Source organism: Sorangium sp. So ce117 (genome assembly GCF_051524395.1).
Lineage (GTDB): Bacteria > Myxococcota_A > Polyangia > Polyangiales > Polyangiaceae > Sorangium > Sorangium cellulosum_B.
This window is the reverse complement of record NZ_CP150309.1, coordinates 12,499,565-12,524,073: the sequence shown is the minus strand read 5'-3', so window position 1 is coordinate 12,524,073 and position 24,509 is coordinate 12,499,565. Positions and strand designations below refer to the sequence as shown.

Sequence of the window (24,509 nt, the reverse complement as noted above, 5' to 3'; positions counted from 1 at the left end):
ACAGCCCCATGCACGAAGATCCAGACAAGAGACACGCAGGCCACCACGGCGAGGCGGAGCCCGCCTTTCACCCGAGCCCCGCGCTCGTCCGCAACCGGTACTTCTACAGCATGCTCCTCGAGGCGCAGGACATGCTCGCGGACCAGGCCTTCCATCTCGGGAACGCGCGCCGTCACAGCGCCGAGATGCATGGGCACGGCACCCTCTGTGGGCTGCGCGTGGACAACGGCGGGGGCCACGAGGCGGTGGTGCTGCGCCCCGGCGTCGCCGCCGACTGCCTCGGGCGGGAGATCCGCGTCGAGCGCGAGGTGCGGATCGATCTGCACGAGGCTGCGGCGGACGCGGTCCGGCTGCGAGAGCAGCGGCTCGGCCGGGATGAAGGGGACTACCCCAGCCCGAGGCGCGGCCTCGAGTGCGCCGGGACCGAGCCGGTCGAGGTGTACGTCTCGCTCCGCTACCAGGAGGCGCTGGAGCGGCCCGTCCAGGCGTTCGCGAGCCCGGATGCGGCGTGCACCCCGACGTGTGAGGCGTCGCGCATCCGCCACGGCTCTCACGTCGAGGTCTCGGTCCACCCCCCGTCGACGGGGCGGCACAAGCGCGCGAGCCTCATCGACGAGCTCTTCCAGTGCGAGCGCGAGCGGCTCTCGACGCTGCTCTGCGACTGGATCACGGACGACCGCTGGGCGGGCGGCGACGCCGTGTGCGCCGGCGATCACGGCTGCGTGGGCCTCGCCTGCGTCCGTCTCGTGCCCGGCGGTCAGGTGATCGCCATCGACAACTGCGCGATCCGCCCGATCGTGCTGCCCACGCGGCTGCTCGCGGAGCTCCTCCACTATGCGGTGCACCAGGTGCGGAGGGGCAGATGAAGACCGCCTCGACTCGCCGCCCGTGCGGCTGCTCTGGCGCGCCTGTGCCCCCTGGCTGGTCGCGCGATGCGTGCCCGTGCGGCTGCTCCGGCTGCTCGAGCTGCGGCTCGACGTCCAGCGCCTGCACCTCGGGCACCGAGGAGGCCACAGAGCGCCCCGGGACCGTCGCCGCGGCCCATCAGCCGCCGCGACCGCGCTTCTTCCCGGGGCAGCTCGTCACGGACGCCGATCTCCGGGCGATCGTCGACCATGCGCGCAGGCAGCGGCTCCTCGCGGACGTGGCGATCGGCGGATGGGGCGTGTATGGCGGCTACGCGCTCACGCCGGACGTGGACGGGGAAGCGGTGTGCGTCGGTCCAGGTGTCGCGTACGACGCGCGGGGCCGGGCGCTCGTCCACGGGGACAGCACGCGCGTCAGCCGCCCGCCGCGCGGGCAGATCGCCGACGCGCACCGTCGGCCGGTGGACCCGACCCACCCGGCGCCCCGTGAGGAGACGTGGATCCTCGCGGTGGTCTACGACGATCACCTCGACGGGGCGAGGCCACGGCACGGCGCCGTCTGCGGCGCTGGCGCGGATCCTGGGTGCGACTACGCGCGCGTGACGGAGCGTGTGCGGTTCGTCTGGCTTCCGCGGCTGCCCGACGCGTACTGGACGTCGGGGTGCCTGCCGGACCCGTGTGACGACGCACCTCACGTCATCGACGCGCGCTGCGGCGCCGCTCCCCCGAGACGGAGCGAGCCGAAGCTCGATGTGTGCACGCCGGCGATCGGCGTCCGTGGCGGTGCCGGCGTGCAGGCGTACGCGGACCGGCTCGCCCATCGCTGGAATCTGCACCGCAACGCCGCGCTCCTCGCCGCTGCGCCGCCGCAGGAGCAGGGCGTTCGCGCGGCCGGGGTCGGCGCGCTCCTCGACGTCATCGGCGGGCTCGCCTGCGAGGGCGGGCCGGGGGAGGCGCTCCTCGCGCTCGGCGAGGTGACGTTCTCGGCCGCATGCGGCAAGCCGTCGATCGAAATCCGGCCGCTCCGCAGGCGCGTCCTGTCCAACGCCGACCTGACGTACCTCGTCGCGTGGATGATGGAGCGGCTGCTTCATGGGGTGCCACCGGGGGTTCAGAGCGAGGCGGAGCCGGGCCCCGATCTGCCGACTGCACCCGCGCAGCCGCCGCGACCCTGCGCGGGGGCCGACGGGGGGGCGACGGAGCTCGAAGCGCTGAGGCAGCGTATCGCCCAGCTCGAGGCGATGCTGTCGACGAAGCCGAGCGTGCCCGGAGGCCCGCCGAGCCGTCCACCCGAGCCCGCGCCTGCGGCCCCGCCGCCCGCCGCGCCTGCGGCCCCGCCGCCCGCCGTGCCTGCGGCCCCGCCGCCCGCCGCGCCTGCGGCCCCGCCGCCCGCCGCGCCTGCGGCCCCGCCGCCCGCCGCGCCTGCGGCCCCGCCGCCCGCCGTGCCTGCGGCCCCGCCGCCCGCCTCGCCTGCGGCCCCGCCGCCCGCCGCGCCTGCGGCCCCGCCGCCCGCCGCGCCGCCTGCGTCGGGGAGGCCTTGACCGATGGGCTCACGCGACACCAGCCGCGTCGCCTACCGTGACGGCGCGCTCCTCGAGGCGGGTCACCTCTCGGGCGATCAAGCCTACTTCCGCGCGGCGCTCGAGCGTCGCGCGCTCGCCCACGACATGTTCGGCATCGCGTTCGGGCTCGAGCTCGAGCTCGCGCACCTGGCGAGCCGGCCGGATCTGGGCATTCCCCGCGTCCGGCCCGGCGTCGCCTACGGCGGCGATGGCAAGACCATCGTCGTGCCCACGCCTGAAGACCTCTCCCCGTTGTTGCGAGGCCGAAGCACGAGGAACGCGAGCTACGCCGTTTACCTCTTTTATGCCGAGCGCGAGGACGAGAGCAGGACCCGGTCGGCATGGCCTGGCGCGACCTCTGCGCCTTGGATCGTGGAGAGCTACGGCTTCGCGCTCGAGGCGGACCCGCAGCCGTTCGAGCCTGAGGGCCATCGCGAAGGGCCGCGCCTCGAGCCGCACGCCGAGCTCGCCGGGCAGCGTGATCCGGCGCTAGGGCGCATCCGCCTCGGGGTGATCGACTTCGACGTCGAGGGCAAGGCTTCCGTGCGCGTGCCGGCGCCTCGGGATCCCCGCGGCGCGACGCCGCCGGAGCCTGCCCGCGGCGAGGCCGTTGCGGTCGAGGGGGCGCAGTACGTTGGCCTGATCGGGGCGGCGATCGCGCATCCGCGCGCGTGGGCTGCCGCGCAGGGGGGGGCGCTGTCGGTGGCCATGGAGCTCGATCCTCGGCAGGGCGTGATCTTCCACCACGAGGTCAGCCATCGCGCGCCCGTGCTGTTCAGCGACCGGCAGGCACAGGCGACCTTCGCGGTGACGAGCGCGGGGGGGGTGCTCTCGATCGGCGCCTGCGCCGCGAAGGGCGTCGAGCCTCTGCTGGAAGCGGCCAAGGACGCGGTGACGGTGAAGACCGAGCTGTCGGTCGCCGGGGCGGCGGCGTTCCAAGGCAAGCTCACGGCTTCCGAGCTGGTATGCGAGAAGCTCACGGTCGGCGGCGTGCCGGTCACGCCCGGAGCGCTCGCTGCCGCAGGGGCACCCGCCGCCGCGAGGGCGCCTGCCGCCTCAGGAGCACCCGCCGCCACGGGGGCGCCTGCCGTCTCAGGAGCACCCGCTGCCGCGGGGGCGCCCGGCGCCGTGGGCGCTGCCGGTATCGCCCTCGGGCTCGTGGCGCGCGGTGGCATCGAGCACGAGATACCCATCGAGCCTACTGGCACAAACATCGAACGGCGCGCGGTCGTGTGGGGCAGCGTTGGTGTCCGGCCGGCGCTGACGAGCGATTCGGCAGGCGCCCTCGGCATCGTCACCGCGGTGGAGGGGCAGATGGCCCGCGTGATGCTGATCGGGGTCACCAAGGCGCGCGTCATCGGAGCGATCCAGCCGGGAGACTGGCTCGCGCTGACCGACGCCGATGCGGGCGCGCTGAGGAAGGCTCCGAGCCGCGAGGCCGGAACGCTGGTCGCCATGGCGCTCGAGCCTGCGGGGGCGAGCGGCGGCGAGATCGACGTGCTCGTCTGGCCTGTGTAGCGGCCTGGGGTCACCGTGGCAGCCGAGGTCGCGATCGCTCATCTCCGCCTGCGCCTCCGCGGGCTTCGCGGCTCACCCGCCTCCGCAGACAGCTTCGTTCGCGCTGTCCTCGCCGCGCTCGAGCGTGAGCTCGAGACGGTCCTCCCCGCCACCGGGGAGGTCATCCTGCTCCCTCGAGTGACGCTCGACCTCCGGGTCGTCGTGCCCCCGGGCGCTTCGAGCGTCGACGCCATCGCGCGAGCGATGGCCGCGCAGCTCACGCAGATCGCAGCGACCGCCCCCGCCGTCCGCGGAGGGCGCGCCTTGCCTCCCGCCGCCGTTGCGCCCGAGCTCACCCCGGCGCGCGCGCATCTCCTGGAGGTAGCGGCCCAGGGGGCGCGCGCCGGTCGCTCGGGGCAAGAGATCGCCGGCTTGCTGGCTGCAGGCGCCGCCGCCGAGGCAGGGACGCCCCGCGCCGATGCCCCCGATGCCCTCGTGGCGCTTGCGCTCACCGGGACCTGCTCTCTTGCCCTCCTCGGTCGCCTCGCGCGCAGGCGCCTCCTGCACCGCATGATCGCTGCGCTCGACGATGCGTCTGCGCGCCGGGTGCTCGCCCGGCTCGATGACGAGCTCGCCGCCGCGGCGCCGATCGCTTCGCCCGAGCCCGGCAGAGCAGAGCCGGAGAGCGGAGCTCCCTCCCTGCCCAGCGCCGCGGACCTCGGGTGGGCCGTCGCCCGGATCGCCGCCGCCGGGGAGCGCGGGGCGTTCGCCCTCCCTGCCGGGGCGTTCGCCCTCCCTGCCGCGGGCGAGGACGCCACGGCGTCCTCCCGCCGGCTGGTGCTCGCGATCGCCGAGCTCGCCCGGGTGACCCCCGCCGCTGTGCTGCGGTCGACCGCCCTTCGTGCCGCCTTGAGGGAGGCGCTCGGGCGGCTGTTGGCCTTCGCCGCAGGCTCGCCGCGAGCACCGGAAGAGCTCCCGATGGGCCGCGAGCGAGGAGCGCCTCCTCCAGAGAGCGCCCGCCGCACAGGGAGCGCCCGCGGCACGGAGAGCGCTCACGGCGGGGATACGCCAGAGAGCGCCAGCCGCACAGGGAGCGTCCGCGGCACGGAGAGCGCTCACGGCGGGGATACGCCAGAGAGCGCCCGCCGCACAGGGAGCGTCCGCGGCACGGAGAGCGCTCACGGCGGGGATGCGCCAGAGAGCGCCCGCCGCACAGGGAGCGCCCGCGGCACGGAGGGCGCTCACGGCGGGGATACGCCAGAGAGCGCCCGCCGCACAGGGAGCGCCCGCGGCACGGAGGGCGCTCACGGCGGGGATACGCCCGATGCTGCAGGCGGTGTCGCGGCCACCGCGGCGTCGATCGATCCGGAGCCTGCGGGCTTCGAAGCCACGGCGGTTCAGGATCGATGCGGGCTGGCGCTCGTCTCCTCCGGCGACGCCGGGACGGTCGGCGCCGGGGAGCTGGCCGTGGCTCATCAGCGCGGCGATCCTGCGCTCGTTGCGGCTGCGCTCACGGCCGCTCACCCCATCGCGTTGCTCGGTCGGCTTTGCCGGAGACGGCTCCTTCCGGTCCTCCTCGCGGAGCTCGACCCAGCGATCGCCCTCATCGGCGAGGCGCCTGCTGCGCCGCCCGCTCCGGTGTCGCGGTTCGCTCCCCCATTCGCGTTTGCTACCGACCGAGGTCGCGCTCTCCTTGCGCGCATCGGTGACGAGCTCTCCGTGCCGAGCCCACGCCCTCTGCCGGGGCATACGGTCAGCGCGGCCGCTGCCTTCGAGCTCGCCGCGGCGGAGGCGCGCGCCCTTCGCTCGATAACGCCTGGGGTCGACCGCAACGTCGTCCCGCCGCATCTGCGCCTCCTCCTCGCCGTCGCCGAGCTCGCCCGGGTGACGCCCGCCGCCCTGGTGGGATCGATCTCGCTCCGCGCCGCCGTGCTCGAGGCGCTCGAGCGGCTCGGCGTCGGCGTTCGTGCGGTGCCAGCCGCGGCGGCCACCTCCTCTTGGCAGCCGCTTCCGGGCGATAACCTTGACCTGCAACCCTCGCTCCCGGACCAAGCGGAGCCTGTAGCCCACCTCGGGTTGGCAAAATCTGCTCCGAAAGGCGTTGTCTTCGTGGAGAACGTCTCCGCTCCCCCGTCCGGGGTTGGCGTCTCCGCTCCCCCGTCCGGGGTTGGCGTCTCCGCTCCCCCGTCCGGGGTTGGCGTCTCTGCTCCCCCGTCCGGGGTTGGCGTCTCCCCGAGAAGCGAGCCGGTGGAGCCTCCGGAGGGTGCGCTCCCTGCCGCGCTGACGGCGGCGGAGCGCGACGCACCGGCGGGATCGCTGGCGCGCCGTGCCGCCACGCAGGAGGCGAGCGGGTTGGCGCGCACCCGCTCCTTCGCGACGCTCCCTTCACCCGTCACGCCGTCGTGGTCGCCGCCGCCTGTCGAGGACCCCGCGCCAACGATCACCGCACCGGAGAGCGCCACCATCGCGGCGATGGTCGTCACCCCCGTCGCCACACGCGATCACCTGACCAGCCCCGAGCACCCCCTCCGCTCCGCTCCCCCCTCCGCGGTCGATCTCTTCACCGACGACCTCACCCTCCGCAGCGCCGCCGCCGGCCTCGCGTTCCTCGTTCGCCCCGTCCTCGAGCTCGGCTGGCCTGATCGCCTCGCGGCGATCCACCCGGAACCCTCGCTCGCGCTTTACGCCATCTTCCGCCGCATCCTCGCCGTCTCGCTCGGCGAGGACGCGGCCGACGACCCGGCCGCCTGGCTCATCGCGGGCCTCCTCGACGCCCCGTCGCTCGAGGAGCGCAACGCCGACGCGCTCACCTTCGCCGAGGGCCACCGCGCCGGGCTCGCCGAGGCGATCGGCGCCGAGGCCACCACGTTCGCGGAGGTCGTCGACGCCTGGGCGCGCGCGATCCTCGACGAAGCGCGCCTGCGCCTCGCCGGCACCACCGGCGCCGAAGACCTTGCCCGCGATGTGCTCGCCCTCGGCGGCGTCCTCGCGTGCTGCGAGACGCACCTCGAGGTGCGCCTGCCGTTCCCCGCGAGCTACGAGGCCCTGCTCCGCGCCGGGCTCTCGCTCGACATCGCCGACGTCGCCTGGCTCGACGATCGGCCGCTTCGCTTCATCTTCTGCGAAAGCGAGGCGGAATGAGCCTCAGCGCCTGAGCGCTGCGCGCGGAGGACGCGAAGAGGGATCGCCGCTGCCCTCGGGCCGAGTTCGACCGCGCCTTTCGGCGGGTGCAGGAGACTGTTCATCCGGTGCGTGCGACGCGTGAGCACGGCCGACCGAGGGGTCGAGCCGCCGAGGTTCGCGCGCCGACCGTGCAACCGACGTTGCACGATGCAACGTCGAACGTCGCGTCCTGCACCATGGCGTCGAGCCCGACCCCTGCGATCGCCGAGGATCGGCAGAGGCGCGCCTCTTGCCCAGTCGAGCCCCAGAGGTGTCCACGTGGGCTCAGCGTTTCGTGAAGACAGATACCACCGCCCGACCCCGCCGCTCCAGAAGCTCAGCGAGGGAGTCGCGCACAAGCCTGTCGGGAGCAGGCCTGGCCCGGCGTCGTGCGAGGAGAGCTACCCCTCTCTTTCGGGACGGATGACGGCCAAGGAGGCCTATTTCTCGGGACGGATGACAGCCATGGAGGCCGCGGGCGGCGGCCTCCAGCGGAGAACAGCGCGCGAGGCCGTGCAGCGCGCGGACGGCGGTGCGGTGTCGGCATCACCCCTCCAGCGTCAATCCATCTCCGCGAGCCGCGTGGCCCAGCGGGTCGTCGGCACGTACAAGCCCGGAACGCTGGCCCGTACCACCCGCGCCATGAAAGGGCTGTCGCTGCCCCAGATGAGCGTCGTCCAGCAATTGCACGACGACCCTTCCCAGCACTATTCCATCGATCAGGCCCGCCAGTGGGCCACCGGCGTTTCCACCTCGTCCAACCCTTACGAATGGGACGTCACTGGCACCGGGAGTTATGCCACGACCGACACCGGCGTGCAGGATGTTTTGGACAACTTCGGCCACCCGACCCAATCGGTGGTCAAGACCTACGACGACCTCGCCAGCCGCGTCGGCTACGACGTAGGCACGGACCGCAACGGGGTGCTGACTCCATCGACCATCAGCGACTTGCACCAGCATTTCGAGGCCTCCAAGCCGCTGCATGTGGCGTTCAACCAATACTTGAACTCGGCCTGGACGGGCAACCTGGGTAGCTACTCCGGCGCCAAGACGGGCATTCCCCTCTACAGCGTGATGCGCTCGGGAATCACCAAAGATTTCCAGGCCGAATCGCTGCACAACGTGACACTGAACGATGTGCTCAAGCAAGCCAGCGGAAGGCCGCCGGAGGTGCACCATCTTCTGTTCAAGGCCCACTACCCGGACATCGCCACCACGCCCGCCAACTTGATGCTGACCGAGCGCAGCAGTCGCGAAAAGGACGAGGGCCCGGGGCAGCACGAACTGATGCACCAGGTGGCATCGGGCAATCACAAGGACAAATTCAAGAAACTGCTACCACAATACGTTGCCGAGTACGACAAATGGGTGCAGACCCAGATCGCCACCAAGCTAGTTTGAAGCGGGGCGCTGGCAGAAGGTGCAGGCCAGGCTCGACGCCCCGTCGCTCGAGGAGCGCGACGCCGATGCGCTCGCCTTCGCCGAGGGCCGGTGCGCCGCGCTCACCCAGGCGATCGGCGACGCTCGGCCGCTTCGCTTCGTCTCCCGTGAAGGCGAGGAGGACTGACCCTCATGATCCCGATCAGCAACGGTCTCCCGGAAGCTCACCGCGCAGCGAACGGCGCCACGCCCCGTCGCGACGTCCACGCTGCCCCGACCCCACCGGGATCGATGGCGCTCCTGGTCCGGTTTGCCGCCCTGGCGATCGCCGAGGCGCTCGCCCGGCGGAGCGTCGGCGCGGGCGGCGACGCCTCCTATTCGCCCGCAGCGGAGATCTCCCACCTTGTCGCGGATCTCTCGGCGGCGCTCGAACCGACCCAGGTTGGGCTCGAGCCTGGCGGCAAGGCGTCGCTCGCCCGCGCCGCCCTCGACCTCCATCTCCTCCACCACCCCGGCGAGCCGCTGGCGCGCGTCGAGCGCGGGCTCGGGCTCGACGACATCGAGCGCGATCTGCTTCGCATCCTCCTCGCCTTCAGCCTCGATCCCCGCATCGGGCTGCTCATCGGTCACGTCCACGACGCCCTCCAGCGCGTCCGCCCGACCCACGGCGCGCTCGCCGAGATCCTCCGCGCTCCGGTCGCGGTCGCGCTCGCCCTCGATCCGGCGCGGCCGCTGCGGCGCGCGCTCGTGGTGGAATTGGATCGCCACGGCCCTGACGGCGTGCTCGCGATAGACCCGAGGATCGTGACCTACGTGGCCTCCGCTGCGCTCTCGCCGCTCTACTCTGCGGCGGGTCGGTTGACCCTCACCCTGCCCGGCGATCTCCCGCGCGCCTCGGTCGCCGCGGCGCACCGGATCGACCTCCACGCATCGATCGTCGTCCACGGCCCGGGCGGCGCGGGTCGTCATAGCGCCGCGCGCGCCCTCGCGGCGCGGGAAGGGCGGCCCCTGCTCCGGCTCGAGCTCGGCGCCGGGGACACCTCGCAGGTCGTCGCCTGCGCCCTCCGCGACGCGCGCATCCTCGGCGCCCGCCTGGCGGTCGCGGGACCTCTCGACAAGCCATGCGCGCTCGAGCTCGCCGCCGCGTTCGACGTGCCGCTCGCGCTCCTCCTCGACGAGGCGGCCGCCCTCCCCGAGCCGCTCCTCGCGCGGCCCCTCCTGCCGCTCGCGTTGCGGGCCCCCACCGCCGCCGAGCGGGCGGAGATCTGGCGCGATGCCCTCGGCGGCGCGATCCCGGAGGGCGAGATCGCGGCGGCTGCGGAGCGGTACGCCTTCACGCCTGGCCGCATCCTGCGCGCCGCCGCGCTAGCGCCGTCGCTCGGCATCGAGGCCGCGTGCCGCGCACAAATCCGCCACAGCCTCGACGGCGTCGCGGTCCGGCGCGATCCGGCCGCGACCGGCTGGGATCGGCTCGTCCTGCCCCCGGCGACCCTCGACGCGCTCCGCGCGGTCTCCCGCCAGATCGCGCAGCGCGCTCGCGTCGGGCAGGCGTGGGGCTTCGAGCGGCACCACGCGCTCGGCCACGGGACCAAGGCGCTCTTTTACGGCAGGCCGGGCACTGGAAAGACGCTCGCCGCGGACGTCCTCGCGAGCGAGCTCGGCATGCCGCTCTACCGCGTCGATCTCTCGCGGATCGTCTCCAAGTGGGTCGGCGAGACGGAGCAGAACCTCGGCCGCATCTTCGACGAGTCCCGGCAGAGCTACGGGATCCTCTTCTTCGACGAGGCCGACAGTCTCTTCAGCCGGCGCACCGCGGTGCAGTCGTCCACCGACCGATACGCCAACATGGAAGTGAACTACCTGCTGCAAAAGATCGATGAACACGACGGCGTGATCATCCTCGCCACCAACCTGAAGGCGCACATGGATGAGGCGTTCTCGCGCCGCCTCCACCACGTCGTCGAGTTCGCGGAGCCTGACGCTCTTGCCCGGGAGCAGATCTGGCGGCTCTCGATCCCGAAGGAGGCCCCTGTCGATGCGGAGCTCGACTTCGCGCAGCTGGCTGAACGCTTCGAGATCTCCGGCGGGGCCATACGGAATGTGGTGCTAGGGGCCGCCTACCACGCCGCTGCGGCGGGCTCACCGATCCACATGGCCCACATCGCCGGAGCGCTGCGTGCGGAATACGCGAAGATGGATCGGCTCTGTCCACGGGCCGAGTTCGACGGCCTCACCTCCCTGGGCTAACCCCAGGGCGTCGGAGAGGCGCTTGAGCGCGACGAAACTGCCGCCCTCGCCGTTGCGCGCTTCGAGATCGAGGTAGAGCCTGGGGACGAACAGGAGGAAGTACCGGGCCCGCGTCTGGATGACGCTGGTGCCTGGGAAGAACAGGCCCGCGATGGCGTCACGGATGCCACCGAGCCCGAACCCGTCGCGCGTGTCGCTCTCGTTGAAGCGTTCGATCGCTTCGAGGACCCGCTGCCGCTCCCGATCCGAGTGATCCAGCCAGGTGAACGTCGAGACCAGCGCAAGCGCCTCTCTGGTCGTGCGGGCGTCACGCCCTCACGACCACCCCCGCATCCACCAGCTTCAGCCATTGCCTCTCAAGGCTCGCAGCAACCCCCCGGTCCTCGAGCGCCGCCCCAGCATCCAGGTTCCGCGTCTGTCCACGATCCGTCAAGTTCGCCGACGTGATGAGCGTGTACTCGTGATCGATCACGACGCACTTGGCGCGCAGGCTGACCGCGCTCTGCCTGTCTGCCGTCCTCGGGTCGAAATAGACGACCGGCCTCGGATCGCCGAACGCCCACATCAGCCGGTAGAACAGCGCCACCACGGCCTGCCCCCGCGCCACGTTCCCCTGCGCTGCCTCGAGCGGCGCCGAGATCAGCGGCCAGCTCTGCCCTGCGCCCTTCGCCGCCCGCCGTAGCCGTTCGGCGAGCTGATCCACGTCGATGAAGGCGTCCACCGTCACCCCGTGGTTGGCCATGCCCCGGTGCCGCGACGCGAAGAGCTCCGCGCCGTGGTCGATGGCGTAGCCGGCGACGAGCACGTGCTCCCGAGCCCGCGCGAAGAGCTCGGGCAGGATGGCGTCCTCGAGATCCTTGCTCGAGGTAGCGGTTCTGAACGCCGAGGAAATCCAGGACGTCGGGGTCCTTCAGGAGCATTTCGAGGGTGACCTGGTCCTCCGCCCGCAACGCCGCGAGCTGGGCTTCGGCGACGCCCTTGGGCTTGCGGGAGAGCGCGGTCCGCTCGTAGAGCATGCTGTCGATCTGCGGGCGGAGTGCGCGCACGCTCCAGCGCTCGACGCGGCACCTCTCAGCGTAGAGAACGCGCGCGCGAGGGAAGCGTCGAGCGGCAGCGGGAGAACGAAGTGGTCCCAGGTCAATCGTCGCGACAGTGTCGCGACAATCGGCTCCTCGGGTAAGGCCTCGACGAACTGGACCATGCGCCGCAGCGTCTTCTCGGAGAAGCCGCGGCCGTAGCGGCGCTGGAGCTGCTGCGCGAGCGCGGCGATCACCCTGTCGCCGTAGGCGGCGCGGGCATACCGAGCCCCTCGACCTCGGGCTGCAGGACCTTCACGCCCAGCTCGATCTTCCGGAGAACGGAGAGGCGGACGCCCTGCGCATCGTCGTCGAGGCAAATGAGGTCGACGCGGGTGGCCTCGTCCGGGGCTCCGGGCGTCACGACGTCCTCAAACCAGGTACTGGCGCTGTCGGACGAGCGCGAGGTCGCCCTTCACGGGCGTGAGGCGCGGAGTGACATGGGCCCCGAACAGCCCCGTCGGCGGGGCGCTCTTGCGGTCGCCAAGGGCCCTGAGGAGGTGCTCTGCGAGCGCCTGTCGAGCGCGGCTGGAAGCGTCCAGGCCGTGGGCCTGGCAGGCAGCGCGAAGCTCGTCTCGGCCCATCCATTCGATCACGGAGTGCATGCGGACCTGCTCGGAGCGCGCCAACTCGGCCTTCGTCCCGCACTGGGGCACGAAGACACCAAAGTAGCGAGCGAGCTCGATCAAGCGCCCCCGCGAGGGCAGCGACTCGAGGAGAGTGCGAACGGAGGGCGAGGAAACAGGGAGCGAAGAAACGGACATCGACATCGGGGTCACACGCGCCGCGTAGAGCTGAGGGTGCACGGCAAGGTAGGCATCGACAACGACACGGTGAAGATTCTTCTGTCGACACAGGCTACCTCTCACCTGCGTCGCTCGGACAGGACACGCCGCAGAACTGAAGAGCATCGCGTGTCGTGCATTATGGTCCGGGCCTGCTCCTCTACGCGCTCGGCCACAGCGCTGGCATCGAATATGGGTCGCACCCATCCCCCGTGGCCGTGCCTCCAACCTAAAGATGGGTCGCACCCATCTCCCGGTGGCCGTGCCTCGGTAGTGGTCAAATTTGAACATGAAGGCGGGGAGGCGGGAAGAAAACCTTAATGATCTTCCCGCCTTCATGTGAACTCTCTCTGGGCAAACTTGACCACTAGCCGTGCCTCCAACAAAAGATGGGTCGCACCCATCCCCCGGCGGCCGTGCCTCCAACAAAAGATGGGTCGTACCCATCTCCGCGCTCGAGATGCACAGCCCGCTCCGCCTATCTGCACCCCAGCCAGCACACCATGGCCGCCGTGTACGCGCACCCGTGGTCGCCCCATATCGTGGAGCTCGGCCCCGTGCACCGGAACGCGCACCCCCGCCCGTCCGCGGTCGCCTCGGCCGTCAGCCGGTATCCCTCGGCGTTGCAGCTCCCCGTCGATGACAGGCAGCTCGCCAGCTGCGGCTCGCACTGCTCGACCACGTAGCCGGCCGGGCACGTCCAGTCCGCGCTCGCCCGCCCGTAGTCCGGCGACCGGCCCGTCTCGGTCGCGATCGGCTCGTGCTTCGAGAAGGTCGGCATCCCCGTCGTCACCTGGAGCGGCACCACGACGGCCCGCTCGCTTGGTTCGCGCGCCCTGAGCCGCGACCAGCGCACGCGTCGAGGCCTCACGGGAAGACCTCGCGCGCGGGCGACGCCCTTCTCCTGCTCCCTCTTGGTCCCACCCGCAGGCCCGCCCGGGCGATGCCGCATGACGGCGCTCGTGGTACCTTCCGCGCAGGCATGTCAGCCATCGAGCCCACGGTCCGCCCGTCCGCTGCGCCTGGCGAAGGGATGCGCGCGCACGTCTACAGCCGCCCGCCCGAGCCGGTGTACTTCCCGGAGAGCGAAGAAGTGCCCGAGACGAACCGCCATCTGGAGCTCCGCACCGCGCTGTACCTGATCCTCAAGCGCGAGTTCGCGCAGGTGGCGACCCTCGGGTCGGACCAGTTCGTTTACTGGGATCCGACGACGCCGAAGAAGCGCCTCGCCCCCGACGCGTTCGTCCGGCTGGGCGTCCCTCACCGGACCTTCCGCACCTGGAAGACATGGCTGCACGGGGCGCCCGACCTCGCGGTGGAGATCGTGAGCGAGCCGGACGAGGGCGAGCCCGACTGGGACGAGAAGCTCGTGCACTACCGTGCCTCGGGGATCCGCGAGGTCGTGCGCTTCCATCCCGACGATCGGGAGCGGCCGATCCGCGTCTGGGACGCGCACGACGGTGATCTCGTGGAGCGGGCACCCGGCGACCCGGAGCTCCGCGCGTGCGAGGCGCTGGGGCTGTTTTGGACCGTGGTGGAAGATCCGTCGGTCGGCCCGATGCTCCGGCTGGCGCGCGACCGCGAAGGCCATGATCTGCTGTTGACGCCGGAGAAAGCCGAAGCCAGGGCGCGCGAGGCGAACAAGCAGCTGGAAGCCGAGGTGGAGGCGCTGCGGGCGGAGCTCGCCCAGGCCAAGGGGAAGCGGCTGAAGCGGCGGCGCTCGCCGGGGTGAGGCGCTCGTCGTGATCTCGACCGTGGGGCCGATGGTGCTGTCGCTCCAGCAATCGTCGAAATCGTAGCCGCTCCCGCTGCAGTAAGACGCCGCAAAGGCCAGCCACTCCAGCGACTCGGGGAGCGCGAAGGTAGTGAAGCCCATCACGCGCCCCTCCTCCGGCCCGTAGAAGTGGACCTCGGCGCCGTCCTCGAGGTGCAGGCCCGTGATCCGGGCGAGCCCCTGTTCCACCATCTCGTCTTCCGGCGGCTGCACCACGGCGCAGCCGCCGGGGGCGCAGAGCCCCAGGGCGAGGGCCGCCGCGCGGCGAACGTTGAGGACCAGAGAGACACCGCGGCGCATCGAATTCATGTTCATGGTCATCCTCGAACATGGGTTGAGCGTGGGCTCCCGCCCGCGCGGCGGCCGGCGCGCCATGCGCCCTCGATCACGACACCTGCGGCGTGTTGCCAGCGTGCCTGAACGCCACCGATGTGCGAGGTCTCGGAACACGCTGCCAGACGCGGCTCGCCAGAGCGTAATTTTCCACATCGCGATTGCTGCACACGCGGGGCCGATGATAGCGTCTCCTGATTGCCTGGGGGTTCCATGCCTGTACGACATGTCATGTTCAATGCGCTGCCCGATCCCGTCCGCGATCGGCTCGTTCGGTGCCTCGATGGTCAGGGCCCGCCCAGGCCGATCCTCTCCGCGCCGACGAACGCAGGCGCGGGGATCCTCGGATGGAGCTTCCTCGCGCTGGCCGCCGCCGCCGTGACCCTGGTGCTCGTCTGCAATCATTTTGGATCGCTTTGGTCAGGCGTTCAGGGCACGGGGCACCTTCTCGGCTACGCCGGCAGCATCTTCCTGCTCTTCGTGTCGACCCTGATGGCCATCAAGCGGCTCAGGTTCAAGTCGACCCTCCCGTTCAGGGCGGGCCGGTATCTCTTGCCGGCGGACTACGTCGACGCGACAGGGCCCAAGCTGACGATGATCCCGATGTCGGATCTCGTGAACGTCGGCGCGGTACACCACCACACGAATGGGGTCTACTCCCACTCGCGCATCACCTTCAGCTTCCAAGGGAACGTCAGCCAGTCGTTCGACGTCCGTTCGCAGGCAGAGGTCCAGGCCAAGGTGGGCGAGCTCGAGTGGTCCCGGCAGGCGCTCCGGGCCGCGTTCGCGTCGAGGGACGTGCAGCAGCTCATCGCGCTGGATCCGTTCTTCGAGGTCCGGCGCGACGACGCCTGGGACAGGCTCGTGGCCGTCGATCCACCGCACGCAGCGGGCGGCCACGCGCCGCGTGTGGGCACGATGCCGTCGTTCCTCCACCCCGGCTTCATCGCGGGCGCATCGACGCTGGTGGCCGTGATCCTCGCGCTGCCCTTGTGGTACGTGCGCAACCTCCTGAGCGACGAGGCGATGTTCCGTACCGCCAAGGAGGTAGGGAGCGAGTTCGCCTACGAGGGCTATATCCATTCAGGCCGCAGGCACCTCGATGAAGTGAAGACCAGCTTGCTCCCCCGGGCCGCGCTCACGGAAGCAAAGCGCGAGGGCAGCGTCACCGCGCTGCGCGCCGTCCTCAAGAAGTACCCGGGATCGGTGGTGGAGGGAGAGACGCGCGCCGCGGTCCATGAGCTCTTCTCGAAGACGCTGGCCGACTTTCGAGCGCAAGCCTCGACATCGGACCCGGTCATGCTGAGCTTCATGGAGAAGCTGATCTCGTATCTGGAGAAGAGCGAGCGGTCGACCGTCGAGGTCCGCTTCGACCCGCCCTCCACCGACATGCTCGCGAAGCTGGATGCGGTCTTGCAGCAGAAGGCGCAGGCCCTCCGCCCGCGGGGCGCGGGCGTGGCGCCCGTCGCGAAGCATTTCGATGTCGAGCACTCCCTTCCTCGCGAGGCGGCCATCGTGAACAACCTGGCGGCCGGCTTCAAGCGGGTCTTCCCGACGGACATCCTCGAGCTCAAGCAGGGGGAGCGCCTGACCGACAACGCCGGCGCAGCCAGGGTCAATCCGAGCGTTCCGACGATCTACATCCATTACGATGTCGGCTCGTCCGGCACCATGTACTCGGGCGAGCGCAGCGACCGAGCGTTCGTCGGCATCCTGGTCGATTTCGACGGGACCATGCGGATCCCCGGAGTGCGCGACGCGTTCGACTTCAAGCTGAAGGTGATGCCCCCGGACGAGTTCACCGTGGAGTACACGAGCACGGCAGGGCTGGGGGCCAACCTCGCGAGCGCGCCTCCCGATGACCGGGTCTACGAGGTGATGGCGCTCCGCGCCTTCGACCAGCTCGCGGGCAAGCTCAGGAGCATCTTCTTCAAGCCTGGGAGCATGGCGCTCCAGGGGGCGGACGAGAGCGGCCCGGCGCAGGGGGGCTCGGCCCCCGATGCGCGCCCGCTCGGGCGCTCCCCGCGCCAGTGACCGGCTGAGCACGCGCGGGCGGTCGCCCTCGAGGTGGCGGAGACTCCGCGACACGCGGCCGTAGCGCTAGTCCGCCTCCGCCTCCCTTCGCGCCCGCGACCGGCGCGCCCTCGACGCCCTCGATGGCCAGCTCCCCGACCGAGGTCATCGTCACCCGGCGGTCCCCCGCCTCGAGCCGGGCCTTGAACAGGCCGAGCGCCGTGCCGTGCGCGTGCTCGTGAGCGATCCACGATCGTGGACGTGACCGCGCGCCAGAGCAGTCGTCCGTGTTCGCCCGTGCGCGCCGGTGGGATCCAACCTGCCCGTCTGTTCGTCCCTCAGCGGGCCTGCTCAACGCGGCGCAGGCAGGCCTCCTGATGGGCTCGAGCCGTGGCTTCGGGCACGCGAAGAAGCTCCATCCTCCGCTCGATGGGCATGCAGTAGGAGGTCGCACTCCACAGCTTCGGATCATCGACGGCGCGGAGCGGCTCGAGATCGGTCCATACCCGCACGGCCTTGTCTTCGGACGCGGTGACCAGGCGCTTGCCATCGGGGCTGAACGCTACGCTGGTGACCGGGGAATCGGAGTCGCGAAGCACCAGGAGCTCGCCCGTTCCGTCGGCGTTCCATATCCGTACCGTCTTGTCTCGGGACGCGGTGACAATGCGCTTGCCGTCTGGGCTGAACGCCGCCCCCCAGACCCAGTGGGCGTGACCCCGGAGGACCACGGGCTCGCCGGTGCCGTCGGCGTTCCACACGCGAGCGGTCTGGTCCCAGGATGCGGTGACGATGCGCTTGCCGTCAGGGCTGAACGCCGCCGAAAAGACCACATCCTCGTGACCGCGAAGGACGAGGGACTCGCCCGTGCCGTCGGCGTTCCACACGCGAGCGGTCTTGTCGTACGACCCGGTGACGATGCGCTTGCCGTCGGGGCTGAACGCCGCCGAAAAGACCCAAGCCCTGTGCCCCCGGAGGACCAGAGGCTCGCCCGTGCCGTCGGCGTTCCACACCCGCGCGGTCCTGTCGAAGGACCCAGTGACGATACGCTTGCCGTCGGGGCTGAACGCCGCCGAAAAGACCCCATCCTCGTGGCCACGAAGGACCAGGGGCTCGCCCGTGCCGTCGGCATTCCACACCCGCGTGGTCCTGTCGAAGGACCCAGTGACGATACGCTTGCCGTCAGGGCTGAATGCCGCCGAAGTTACCTCGTCCTCGTGCCCCCGGAGGACGAGGGGCTCGCCCGTGCCGTCGGCATTCCACACCCGCGCGGTCTTGTCCTCGGACGCGGAGGCGATGCGCCTGCCGTCAGGGCTGAACGCCGCCGAATTTACCTCGTCCTCGTGACCCCGGAGGACGAGGGGTTCGCTCGTGCCGTTGGCGTTCCACACCCGCGCGGTCCTGTCGTACGACCCGGTGACGACGCGCTTGCCGTCGGGGCTGAACGCTGCCGATCGGAGCCCATCCTCGTGACCGCGAAGGACCAGGGGCTCGCCCGTGCCATCGGCGTTCCACACCCGCGCGGTCTTGTCCCATGACGCGGTGACGATCCGCTTGCCGTCGGGGCTGAACGCTGCCGACAAGAGCCCATTCTCGTGACCGCGAAGGACCAGGGGCTCGCCCGTGCCGCCGGCGCTCCACACCCGCACGGTCTCGTCGAGCGATGCGGTGAGGATGCGCTTGCCGTCAGGGCTGAACGCCGCCGAACAGACCCCATCCTCGTGACCCCGGAGGACCAAGGGCTCGCCCGTGCCGTCGGCGTTCCACACCCGCGCGGTCTTGTCACCGGACGCGGTGACAATGCGCTTGCCGTCGGGGCTGAATGCCGCCGAGTAGACGGTATCGTCGTGGCCACGAAGGACAAGGGGCTCGCCGGTGCCATCGGCATTCCACACCCGCACCGTCCTGTCCCAGGACGCGGTGACAATGCGCTTGCCGTCGGGGCTGAACTCCGCCGAATTGAGGATGTCCTCGTGACCCCGGAGGACCAGGGGCTCGCCGGTGCCGTCGGCATTCCACACCCGCGCGGTCTTGTCATCGGACGCGGTGACAATGCGCTTGCCGTCGGGGCTGAACACCGCCGACCGGATCCGGTCTTCGTGTCCGCGGAGGACCAGGGGCTCGCCCGTGCCATCGGCGTTCCACACCCGCGCGGTCCTGTCGTGCGACGCCGTGACGATGCGCTTGCCGTCGGGGCTATAGCCCGCACGCGCGACGACATCCGGATGGGTGAGCACCGCACGAGCAACCCAGCTGTGCAGCGCCCAGCGCGCGAGGACGGACCACCCTCGCGGCACATCGGGCGGCTCGACCTCACGCAAGATCGAGAGCACGGTCGTCGGATCGGCTTGCAACTCGCGCGCCGCGGCCATACGGGTGGCGTTGCGCGCCTGCAGGGCTTCGGCCTGCGCAAACGCTGCTGTCTTGGCGCGAATCGCCAGGTAGGACACGATGAGCGTGATCGCGCCGAGCGTGACGATCAGACCCATGGCGAGCCGCCGGCGCACGCGCCGCGCGCGCTCGGCGAGGGCTACGACGGCCAAGAGATAGCGCTCCTCGCGCTTGCCGAGCCCGGCACGCCACGCGGCGCCGTGCGCGCGGCGGTGCTCGTACCACGCCCTGGCGCCCTCCGCCGCACGATCGCGCCAGAGCAGCCCTTCGGGCTGGCCGCTCGCCTCCCACGGCTGGGCCGAGGCGCGCAGCTGGGCCAGGAACTGCGCGTCCTGCTCGCTCTCGGCGAGCCAATGCCTGAGCTTCGCCCACCTGTCGATCAACGATTCATGGACCAGCTCCACGGTCGTGCCCTCGCGCTCGCCGCCGGTCTCGATGAGCAGGAGCCGCGCGCCGGCGAGGTGCTGGACCACCTGCGCGATCGTCAGGGCGGCGTCTCCCCCGCCGTCCGTCGCGAGCTCGCAGAGCTCCTCCAGGCTCACCACCGCGCGCGTGCGCTCGGGCGTGACCAGGCGCAGGAGCACCGCCCGGGTCAGCCGCTGTTCGCGCGACGGCAGCGCCGCGAGCACCGCATCCGCGTGGGCCGACAGGGCCCCGGCGACACCGCCGAACCGCTCGTAGCTGTCTCGCGTCAAGAGCCGGAGCGCGCGATCCCGCGCCTCCCAGAGCTTCGCGGCCGTGAATTGCAGGAGCGGCAAGGGGCTGCGCGTGTGCTCGAGCGTGTCCAGCATGTGCTCAACCATCTCCGCGGTCTCGAAGCGATATGCGGCCGCTTCGAGCGGCCTCGTCAAGGCCTCGCGCAGGCTCTCTCGCTCCATGGGTGGCAGGAACGAGAGCCCGCGGGCCACGTCGATCATGAGATGGTGGTCCTCGGCCATGTGATCGAGGAAATCCGAGCGAACGGCGAGCAGCACGCGCAGGGGCGAGGTGGCGTCGTCGGCCGCGCCTTCCAGACAGGCGACGAACGCGGCCCGTTCCTCGCGCGTGGCGCCCAGCGTGTAGAGCTCCTCGAACTGATCGACGCAGAACAGGATGCGGCGCCTCTTTCCCTCCCGGCGACAGCGCGCGCGCAGCCGAGCGCCCAGGTAACCCGGCTGCGCGCGCAACGTGGCGACGAGCCCGTCATGATCGGAGAGCTCGGGCGAGCCTGTCGCGCCGGCGGACTCCGGCTCGGCGATCTGGGCGAGCACATCGACGAGCGCGGACAGCGGGCGGCGCCCCGGGCGCAGGACGAACGCCTCCCAGCGGTCGCCCGAGCGCTTCAGGGCCGGGATCACGCCGGCGCGCACGAACGACGACTTGCCCGCCCCGGAGGGCCCGGCGACGACCACGAGCTGCTGATTGCGCAGCCGGGTCACCATGGCTGCGATCTCGTGGTCGCGGCCGAAGAAGCGAGCGGCATCCGCCTCCTGAAATGCGGCGAGGCCGGCGAACGGGCTCTCGCCCGCGCCAAGATCGAGCGCCCTGCGACCGGGCAGGAGCGCCTCGAGCTCGGCCAGGAGCTCTGAGGCCGAGCCGATGCGCTCCGCTGCGCGCTTCTTCAGGCAGCGGCCGATCACGGCGCCGAGCGCGCCCACGTCCGGGCGCCTTTGGCTGGCGCTCGGCATGGGCAGGTCGATGTCCACGATATCCAAGAGCCGCGCAGGCGAGAACGGGTCCAGCGGGTGCGCCCCCGTGACCAGCTCGTAGAGCAGGATGCCCACGGCCCAGAGATCGGCGCGAGCATCGATGTCGCAGCCCCGCAATTGCTCGGGCGACATGTACGGCGGCGTGCCGATGACCGCGCTTTCCCGTGCCTCATTGGCACCTCCGCAGAGCGCCGCCCGTGCTCCCGTGACCGTCGAGATCATCCTGGCCTCGAGCTGCTTGGCGATGCCGAAATCGAGCACCTTGATGCGCCCGGTGTCGTCGAGGAGGATATTCTCGGGCTTGAGATCGCGGTGCACGATCCCGAGCTCATGCGCGCACACGAGCGCGCGGACCACCGGGATCATGAGCTCGACAGCCGGGCTGGGCGAGATCGGGCCTGGCGGGGCACCGGCGCTGTTGGGGGTGGACTCGAGCGCGCCGGGGTGCTCGCGCTGGGCGATCCATTCGCGCAGCGTGCGGCCCTTGATGTATTCGAGCACCATGTACGGGTGTCCGTGAATCTCGTCGACCTCGTGGATGACCACGATGTTCTCGTGCCTGCAGCGCGCGGTGGCGCGCGCCTCGGCCAGAAAGCGCCCGATCCCCTGGCCGCTGTGCTCGTGGAGGAGCTTGACCGCGACGAGGCGGCCGAGCTTCGTGTCGCGGGCCAGGTACACGATCCCCATGCCACCCTGGCCCAGCTTGCGGATGATCTCGTAGTGCTTGATCGTGCCGCCGACGTCCGCGAGCCTGGAGCCCGGAGCGCGCTCCGCCAGCGAGTTCGCGTCCTGCGCCGGAAGGAGTGCGCCCTCATGCGCTGGCTCCTCGGGCATCGCGCCGGTTGTGCCCTCCGGGGGCGCGAGGCCGGTGAGCGCGACCGTACGCTCGGCCTCTTCACCAGAAGCGCTGCTCAGGCTCGGGCCGTCCGGCGGTCGCCGCACCAGCGCCTCGGCGTCGCAGCTCGCCTCCTCGCTCGGCTGCCGGCTCTCCTGCATGGCCCCTCCGACGCTGCCACCTCGCGCGGCAGCTCCGGGCGAAGTGCCCTCACCCCGCCTCGATACCCAGCGATCCCGGCTGTCGAGCGTGTCGCGCCGCTCTGGCGAGAGAGCTCAACGACGTACCCGGCCCGATGCTCAGGCAGCCTCGATCATCTATAGCATCGTAGCATCATCCTCACGCAGCGTCCGGCGTCCGTGTTCTGTCTGCCCCGGCTGAGCCATTTCCACATTTTCGGGCCACGCTCTGGGATTTCTCGGTCAGAAACCTCGTCCATCGTCGCGTCTTGGTGCCGCGGTTGTCCTTGTGACGGCCCGAGTGGCGGTGTTGATATTGTCCTGGTTACTTGTTTTGCTTACTTTCCTAGCATCTTGGTTCGCTGAGGCCGTGGTGCAGGCGTTGGGACTGCTACCCCGAGATTGACGCGCTCCCGATGCGCTGCCCCGGTCGCTAGGGTTCCGATCGGGGGAGAGGACACATGCACGCGCGCCGTTCTGCCGACGTTTCCAACAGCGCTTCGCTCGTGGCCGGTTCGGCTTTGGTCCAGCAAACGCCGACCGTGGAGATCCAGCGCCTTGCTGCGCTCGCCGCGGTGTGGGGCACGGTAAAGCTCTTCCACCCCAGGCTGGCCACGGAGCGTTTCGACTGGGATGGTCCGCTCGTCCGCGCCGTGCCGAGGGTCCGGACGGCAGCCGATGACGCCGCCTTCGCCGTGGCTGTCGACGAGATGCTCGCCACGCTCGGCGACCCGGCGACGGGCATCGAGCCGCCGCAAGAGGCCCGGGCCACCACCGTCTCCTCGACCCCCGCGCCCTCGCCTGCCGCGGCCTCGGTCACCCACCGCCGCGACAGCGATGTCCTGATCGTGAATTTGCGCGCCGTGGAGGATCGTTTGGAGAACCAGGACTGGTCCGCGATCCATGCCGTCCGGGAGGAGATCGAGACGTCCACCCGCATCGTCATCGACCTTCGCATGGGAGAGGAGACGATCGGCAGCCCCTGGACCGCCCTCCAGCAGCTCGCGCCCGTGCTGGTCTGGCGCGACCTGTCCGGTCCAGCCACGCGCACCGTGGTCTGGAGCGGGTGGCCGCCACAAACGCGCTACTCCTCAGGCGGCTACTACCGCGGATTCGAGCAGAGAGCCGTCGAGCGGTTCGCCGCGAAGCAGAAGGGCGGCCCGCCGCGGCGTGTGGTCTTCGTGGTTGACGATAGGGGCGGCGTCCCGGCGCTCGCGTGGGCGATGCAGCTCAGCAAGGACGGCGCCATCGTGGCCGCGGGCCCGATACGCGACTCATCCGACACGCGCACCCATGCTCTCCCCGGCGGCTTTCGCGCGGTCGTACGCGTCAACGAGGGTCTCTGGGGGCCGTTGCGCGCCGACACGACGGTGCCCGCGGGCAAGGATCCCATCCCGGTCGCCGTCAAGCTCGCCCGCGCCAGGGTGAAGCCGGCGAAGCAGTGGGAGAAGAACGTGCCTTTGCCCCCGGCGATCGCCTCGGACGACGAACCCTACGAGGGCATGACGTACCCCGCAGTCGAATACCGGCTTCTCGCGCTGTTTCGGCTCTGGACGGTGATCGATCGATTCTATCCATACAAGCACCTCATCGGCGACTGGAGCGCGGTCCTGCCGGAGTTCATCCCGCGCGTCATCGCCGCCAAGGGCGAGCGGGAGTGGGCGCTCACCCTCGCCGAGCTCGCGGCGCGTATCGCCGACGGCCATACGCACCTGAGTGGCAGCGCCGTGCTCGACGCGCTCCTGGGCGTCGCGCCGGCGCCGGTCGAGACGCGCCTCGTGGAGGGGTTGCCGGCCGTGACCCGGCTCCGCGATGCGCAGGCGGCCCGCGATGCGGGGTTCCGGGTCGGGGATGTCATCGTCGCTGTCGATGGCGAGCCGGCCCAGGCGATCATGCAGCGTCGCGCGCCGTATGTCCCCGCGTCGACGACGGCGGCGCACGCCCAGCTCCTGGCGGAAGGGCTCCTTCTCGGCCCTGCGGGATCGAGCGCGAGGGTCACCGTGGAGGGCGCGGACGGCGTGCAGCGCGAGATCACGGCTCTCCGTGACTTTCGGTTTTATGACAGCTCACGATCCGCCGAGAAGCGGCCTTGGCATCTGATCACGCCGCAGATCGGTTACGTCGACCTGACGCAGCTCACCTCGAAACAGGTCCCCGCCATGTTCGAGGATCTGAGGCAGATCAAGGCGCTCCTCTTCGACATGCGCGGCTACCCGCACGGCACTGCCTGGGACATCGCGCCGCGGATCAACGTCAAGAACGCGACGGTGGGGGCCCAGTTCCGCCGTGCCTACCATCTCGGCGTGACGAGGGTCGAAGAGCGGTCGCAGCGCATCCTCTTCGAGCAGCGGCTGCCGCAGGGGACCGGCTGGATATACACCGGCAGGACCGTGACGCTGATCGACGACCGGGCGATCAGCCAGGCGGAGCACTCCTGCCTGTTCTTCGAGGCGGCGTCGGGGACTACCTTCATCGGCACGCCGACCGCAGGGGCCAACGGAGACGTCACCAACTTGCGCCTGCCCGGCGGGTTGACCCTGCGCTTCACGGGGCACGACGTGCGCCACGCCGACGGGCGCCAGCTCCAGCGCGTCGGCATCCAGCCGCACGTGGTCGCCGCGCCGACCATCGCCGGTGTCCGGGCCGGCAAGGACCAAGTCCTCGACCGCGCGGTCGAATGGCTAGAGACCGGGGAGTGAGCCCAAGATCGGCGTCGCGATG

17 protein-coding genes are annotated in these 24,509 nt (G+C 71.0%); 10 read left to right on the top strand and 7 right to left on the bottom strand.

From position 1 onward, the window contains the following. Nucleotides 1–8: 8 nt before the first annotated feature. From WMF46_RS46935 to WMF46_RS46905, 7 genes are all read left to right on the top strand, one after another. Complete coding sequence (locus tag WMF46_RS46935; RefSeq protein WP_437983197.1) at nt 9–866, top strand: hypothetical protein; 858 nt, start codon at nt 9–11, stop codon at nt 864–866. Next, a complete protein-coding gene (locus WMF46_RS46930) occupies nt 863–2,407 on the top strand; it encodes a hypothetical protein (protein ID WP_437983196.1) in 1,545 nt (514 codons plus the stop codon). The genes WMF46_RS46935 and WMF46_RS46930 overlap by 4 nt, the downstream gene beginning before the upstream one ends. Nucleotides 2,408–2,410: 3 nt before the next feature. Continuing rightward, nucleotides 2,411–3,946, top strand: a complete 1,536-nt coding sequence (locus WMF46_RS46925; protein ID WP_437983195.1) for a hypothetical protein — start codon at nt 2,411–2,413, stop codon at nt 3,944–3,946. A gap of 15 nt (nt 3,947–3,961) precedes the next feature. Next, nucleotides 3,962–7,066 carry a hypothetical protein gene (locus WMF46_RS46920; RefSeq protein WP_437983194.1) on the top strand — a complete coding sequence of 1,035 codons (3,105 nt, stop codon included), beginning with the start codon at nt 3,962–3,964 and terminating at the stop codon, nt 7,064–7,066. Nucleotides 7,067–7,510: 444 nt separating this feature from the next. Then, the gene (locus WMF46_RS46915) at nt 7,511–8,491 is read left to right on the top strand and encodes a hypothetical protein (protein ID WP_437983193.1); all 981 of its coding nucleotides are present in this window, start codon (nt 7,511–7,513) and stop codon (nt 8,489–8,491) included. 19 nt (nt 8,492–8,510) lie between these two features. Further along, nucleotides 8,511–8,657: a hypothetical protein gene (locus WMF46_RS46910; RefSeq protein ID WP_437983192.1), complete on the top strand. Its 147-nt coding sequence runs from the start codon at nt 8,511–8,513 to the stop codon at nt 8,655–8,657. A gap of 5 nt (nt 8,658–8,662) precedes the next feature. Next, complete coding sequence (locus WMF46_RS46905; protein WP_437983191.1) at nt 8,663–10,717, top strand: ATP-binding protein; 2,055 nt, start codon at nt 8,663–8,665, stop codon at nt 10,715–10,717. Here WMF46_RS46905 and WMF46_RS46900 read toward each other — a convergent pair. The 6 genes from WMF46_RS46900 to WMF46_RS46875 all read right to left on the bottom strand — a co-directional run bounded on the left by WMF46_RS46900 (nt 10,610) and on the right by WMF46_RS46875 (nt 13,449). Further along, entirely contained in the window at nt 10,610–10,996 is a 387-nt protein-coding gene (locus tag WMF46_RS46900; protein WP_437988009.1) for a DUF6361 family protein, read from the bottom strand. The genes WMF46_RS46905 and WMF46_RS46900 overlap by 108 nt on opposite strands. 28 nt (nt 10,997–11,024) lie before the next feature. Next, nucleotides 11,025–11,522: a phospholipase D-like domain-containing protein gene (locus tag WMF46_RS46895; protein WP_437983190.1), complete on the bottom strand. Its 498-nt coding sequence runs from the start codon at nt 11,520–11,522 to the stop codon at nt 11,025–11,027. A gap of 105 nt (nt 11,523–11,627) precedes the next feature. Beyond that, nucleotides 11,628–11,990: a DUF1016 N-terminal domain-containing protein gene (locus WMF46_RS46890; protein ID WP_437983189.1), complete on the bottom strand. Its 363-nt coding sequence runs from the start codon at nt 11,988–11,990 to the stop codon at nt 11,628–11,630. Next, nucleotides 11,987–12,157 carry a hypothetical protein gene (locus WMF46_RS46885; RefSeq protein WP_437983188.1) on the bottom strand — a complete coding sequence of 57 codons (171 nt, stop codon included), beginning with the start codon at nt 12,155–12,157 and terminating at the stop codon, nt 11,987–11,989. Before WMF46_RS46885 ends, WMF46_RS46890 begins: the two co-directional genes overlap by 4 nt. 7 nt (nt 12,158–12,164) lie before the next feature. After that, complete coding sequence (locus WMF46_RS46880) at nt 12,165–12,398, bottom strand: hypothetical protein (protein WP_437983187.1); 234 nt, start codon at nt 12,396–12,398, stop codon at nt 12,165–12,167. A gap of 658 nt (nt 12,399–13,056) precedes the next feature. Then, on the bottom strand, nt 13,057–13,449 hold the full coding sequence (locus tag WMF46_RS46875; RefSeq protein ID WP_437983186.1) for a hypothetical protein: 393 nt from the start codon (nt 13,447–13,449) through the stop codon (nt 13,057–13,059). A 111-nt stretch (nt 13,450–13,560) separates the two neighbouring features. Here WMF46_RS46875 and WMF46_RS46870 point away from each other — a divergent pair, with 111 nt between their 5' ends. Together WMF46_RS46870 and WMF46_RS46865 are read left to right on the top strand one after the other, a co-directional pair. Beyond that, nucleotides 13,561–14,310, top strand: coding sequence for a Uma2 family endonuclease (locus WMF46_RS46870; RefSeq protein WP_437983185.1), 750 nt, complete (start codon nt 13,561–13,563; stop codon nt 14,308–14,310). Between the two features lie 588 nt (nt 14,311–14,898). Beyond that, a complete protein-coding gene (locus WMF46_RS46865; RefSeq protein ID WP_437983184.1) occupies nt 14,899–16,719 on the top strand; it encodes a hypothetical protein in 1,821 nt (606 codons plus the stop codon). A gap of 317 nt (nt 16,720–17,036) precedes the next feature. On the opposite strand, the gene WMF46_RS46860 is transcribed toward WMF46_RS46865, so the two are convergent. After that, on the bottom strand, nt 17,037–21,770 hold the full coding sequence (locus WMF46_RS46860; RefSeq protein WP_437983183.1) for an nSTAND1 domain-containing NTPase: 4,734 nt from the start codon (nt 21,768–21,770) through the stop codon (nt 17,037–17,039). Between the two features lie 560 nt (nt 21,771–22,330). Between WMF46_RS46860 and WMF46_RS46855 the strand changes: the two genes are divergently transcribed. Further along, complete coding sequence (locus WMF46_RS46855) at nt 22,331–24,487, top strand: S41 family peptidase (protein ID WP_437983182.1); 2,157 nt, start codon at nt 22,331–22,333, stop codon at nt 24,485–24,487. Nucleotides 24,488–24,509: the final 22 nt, after the last annotated feature.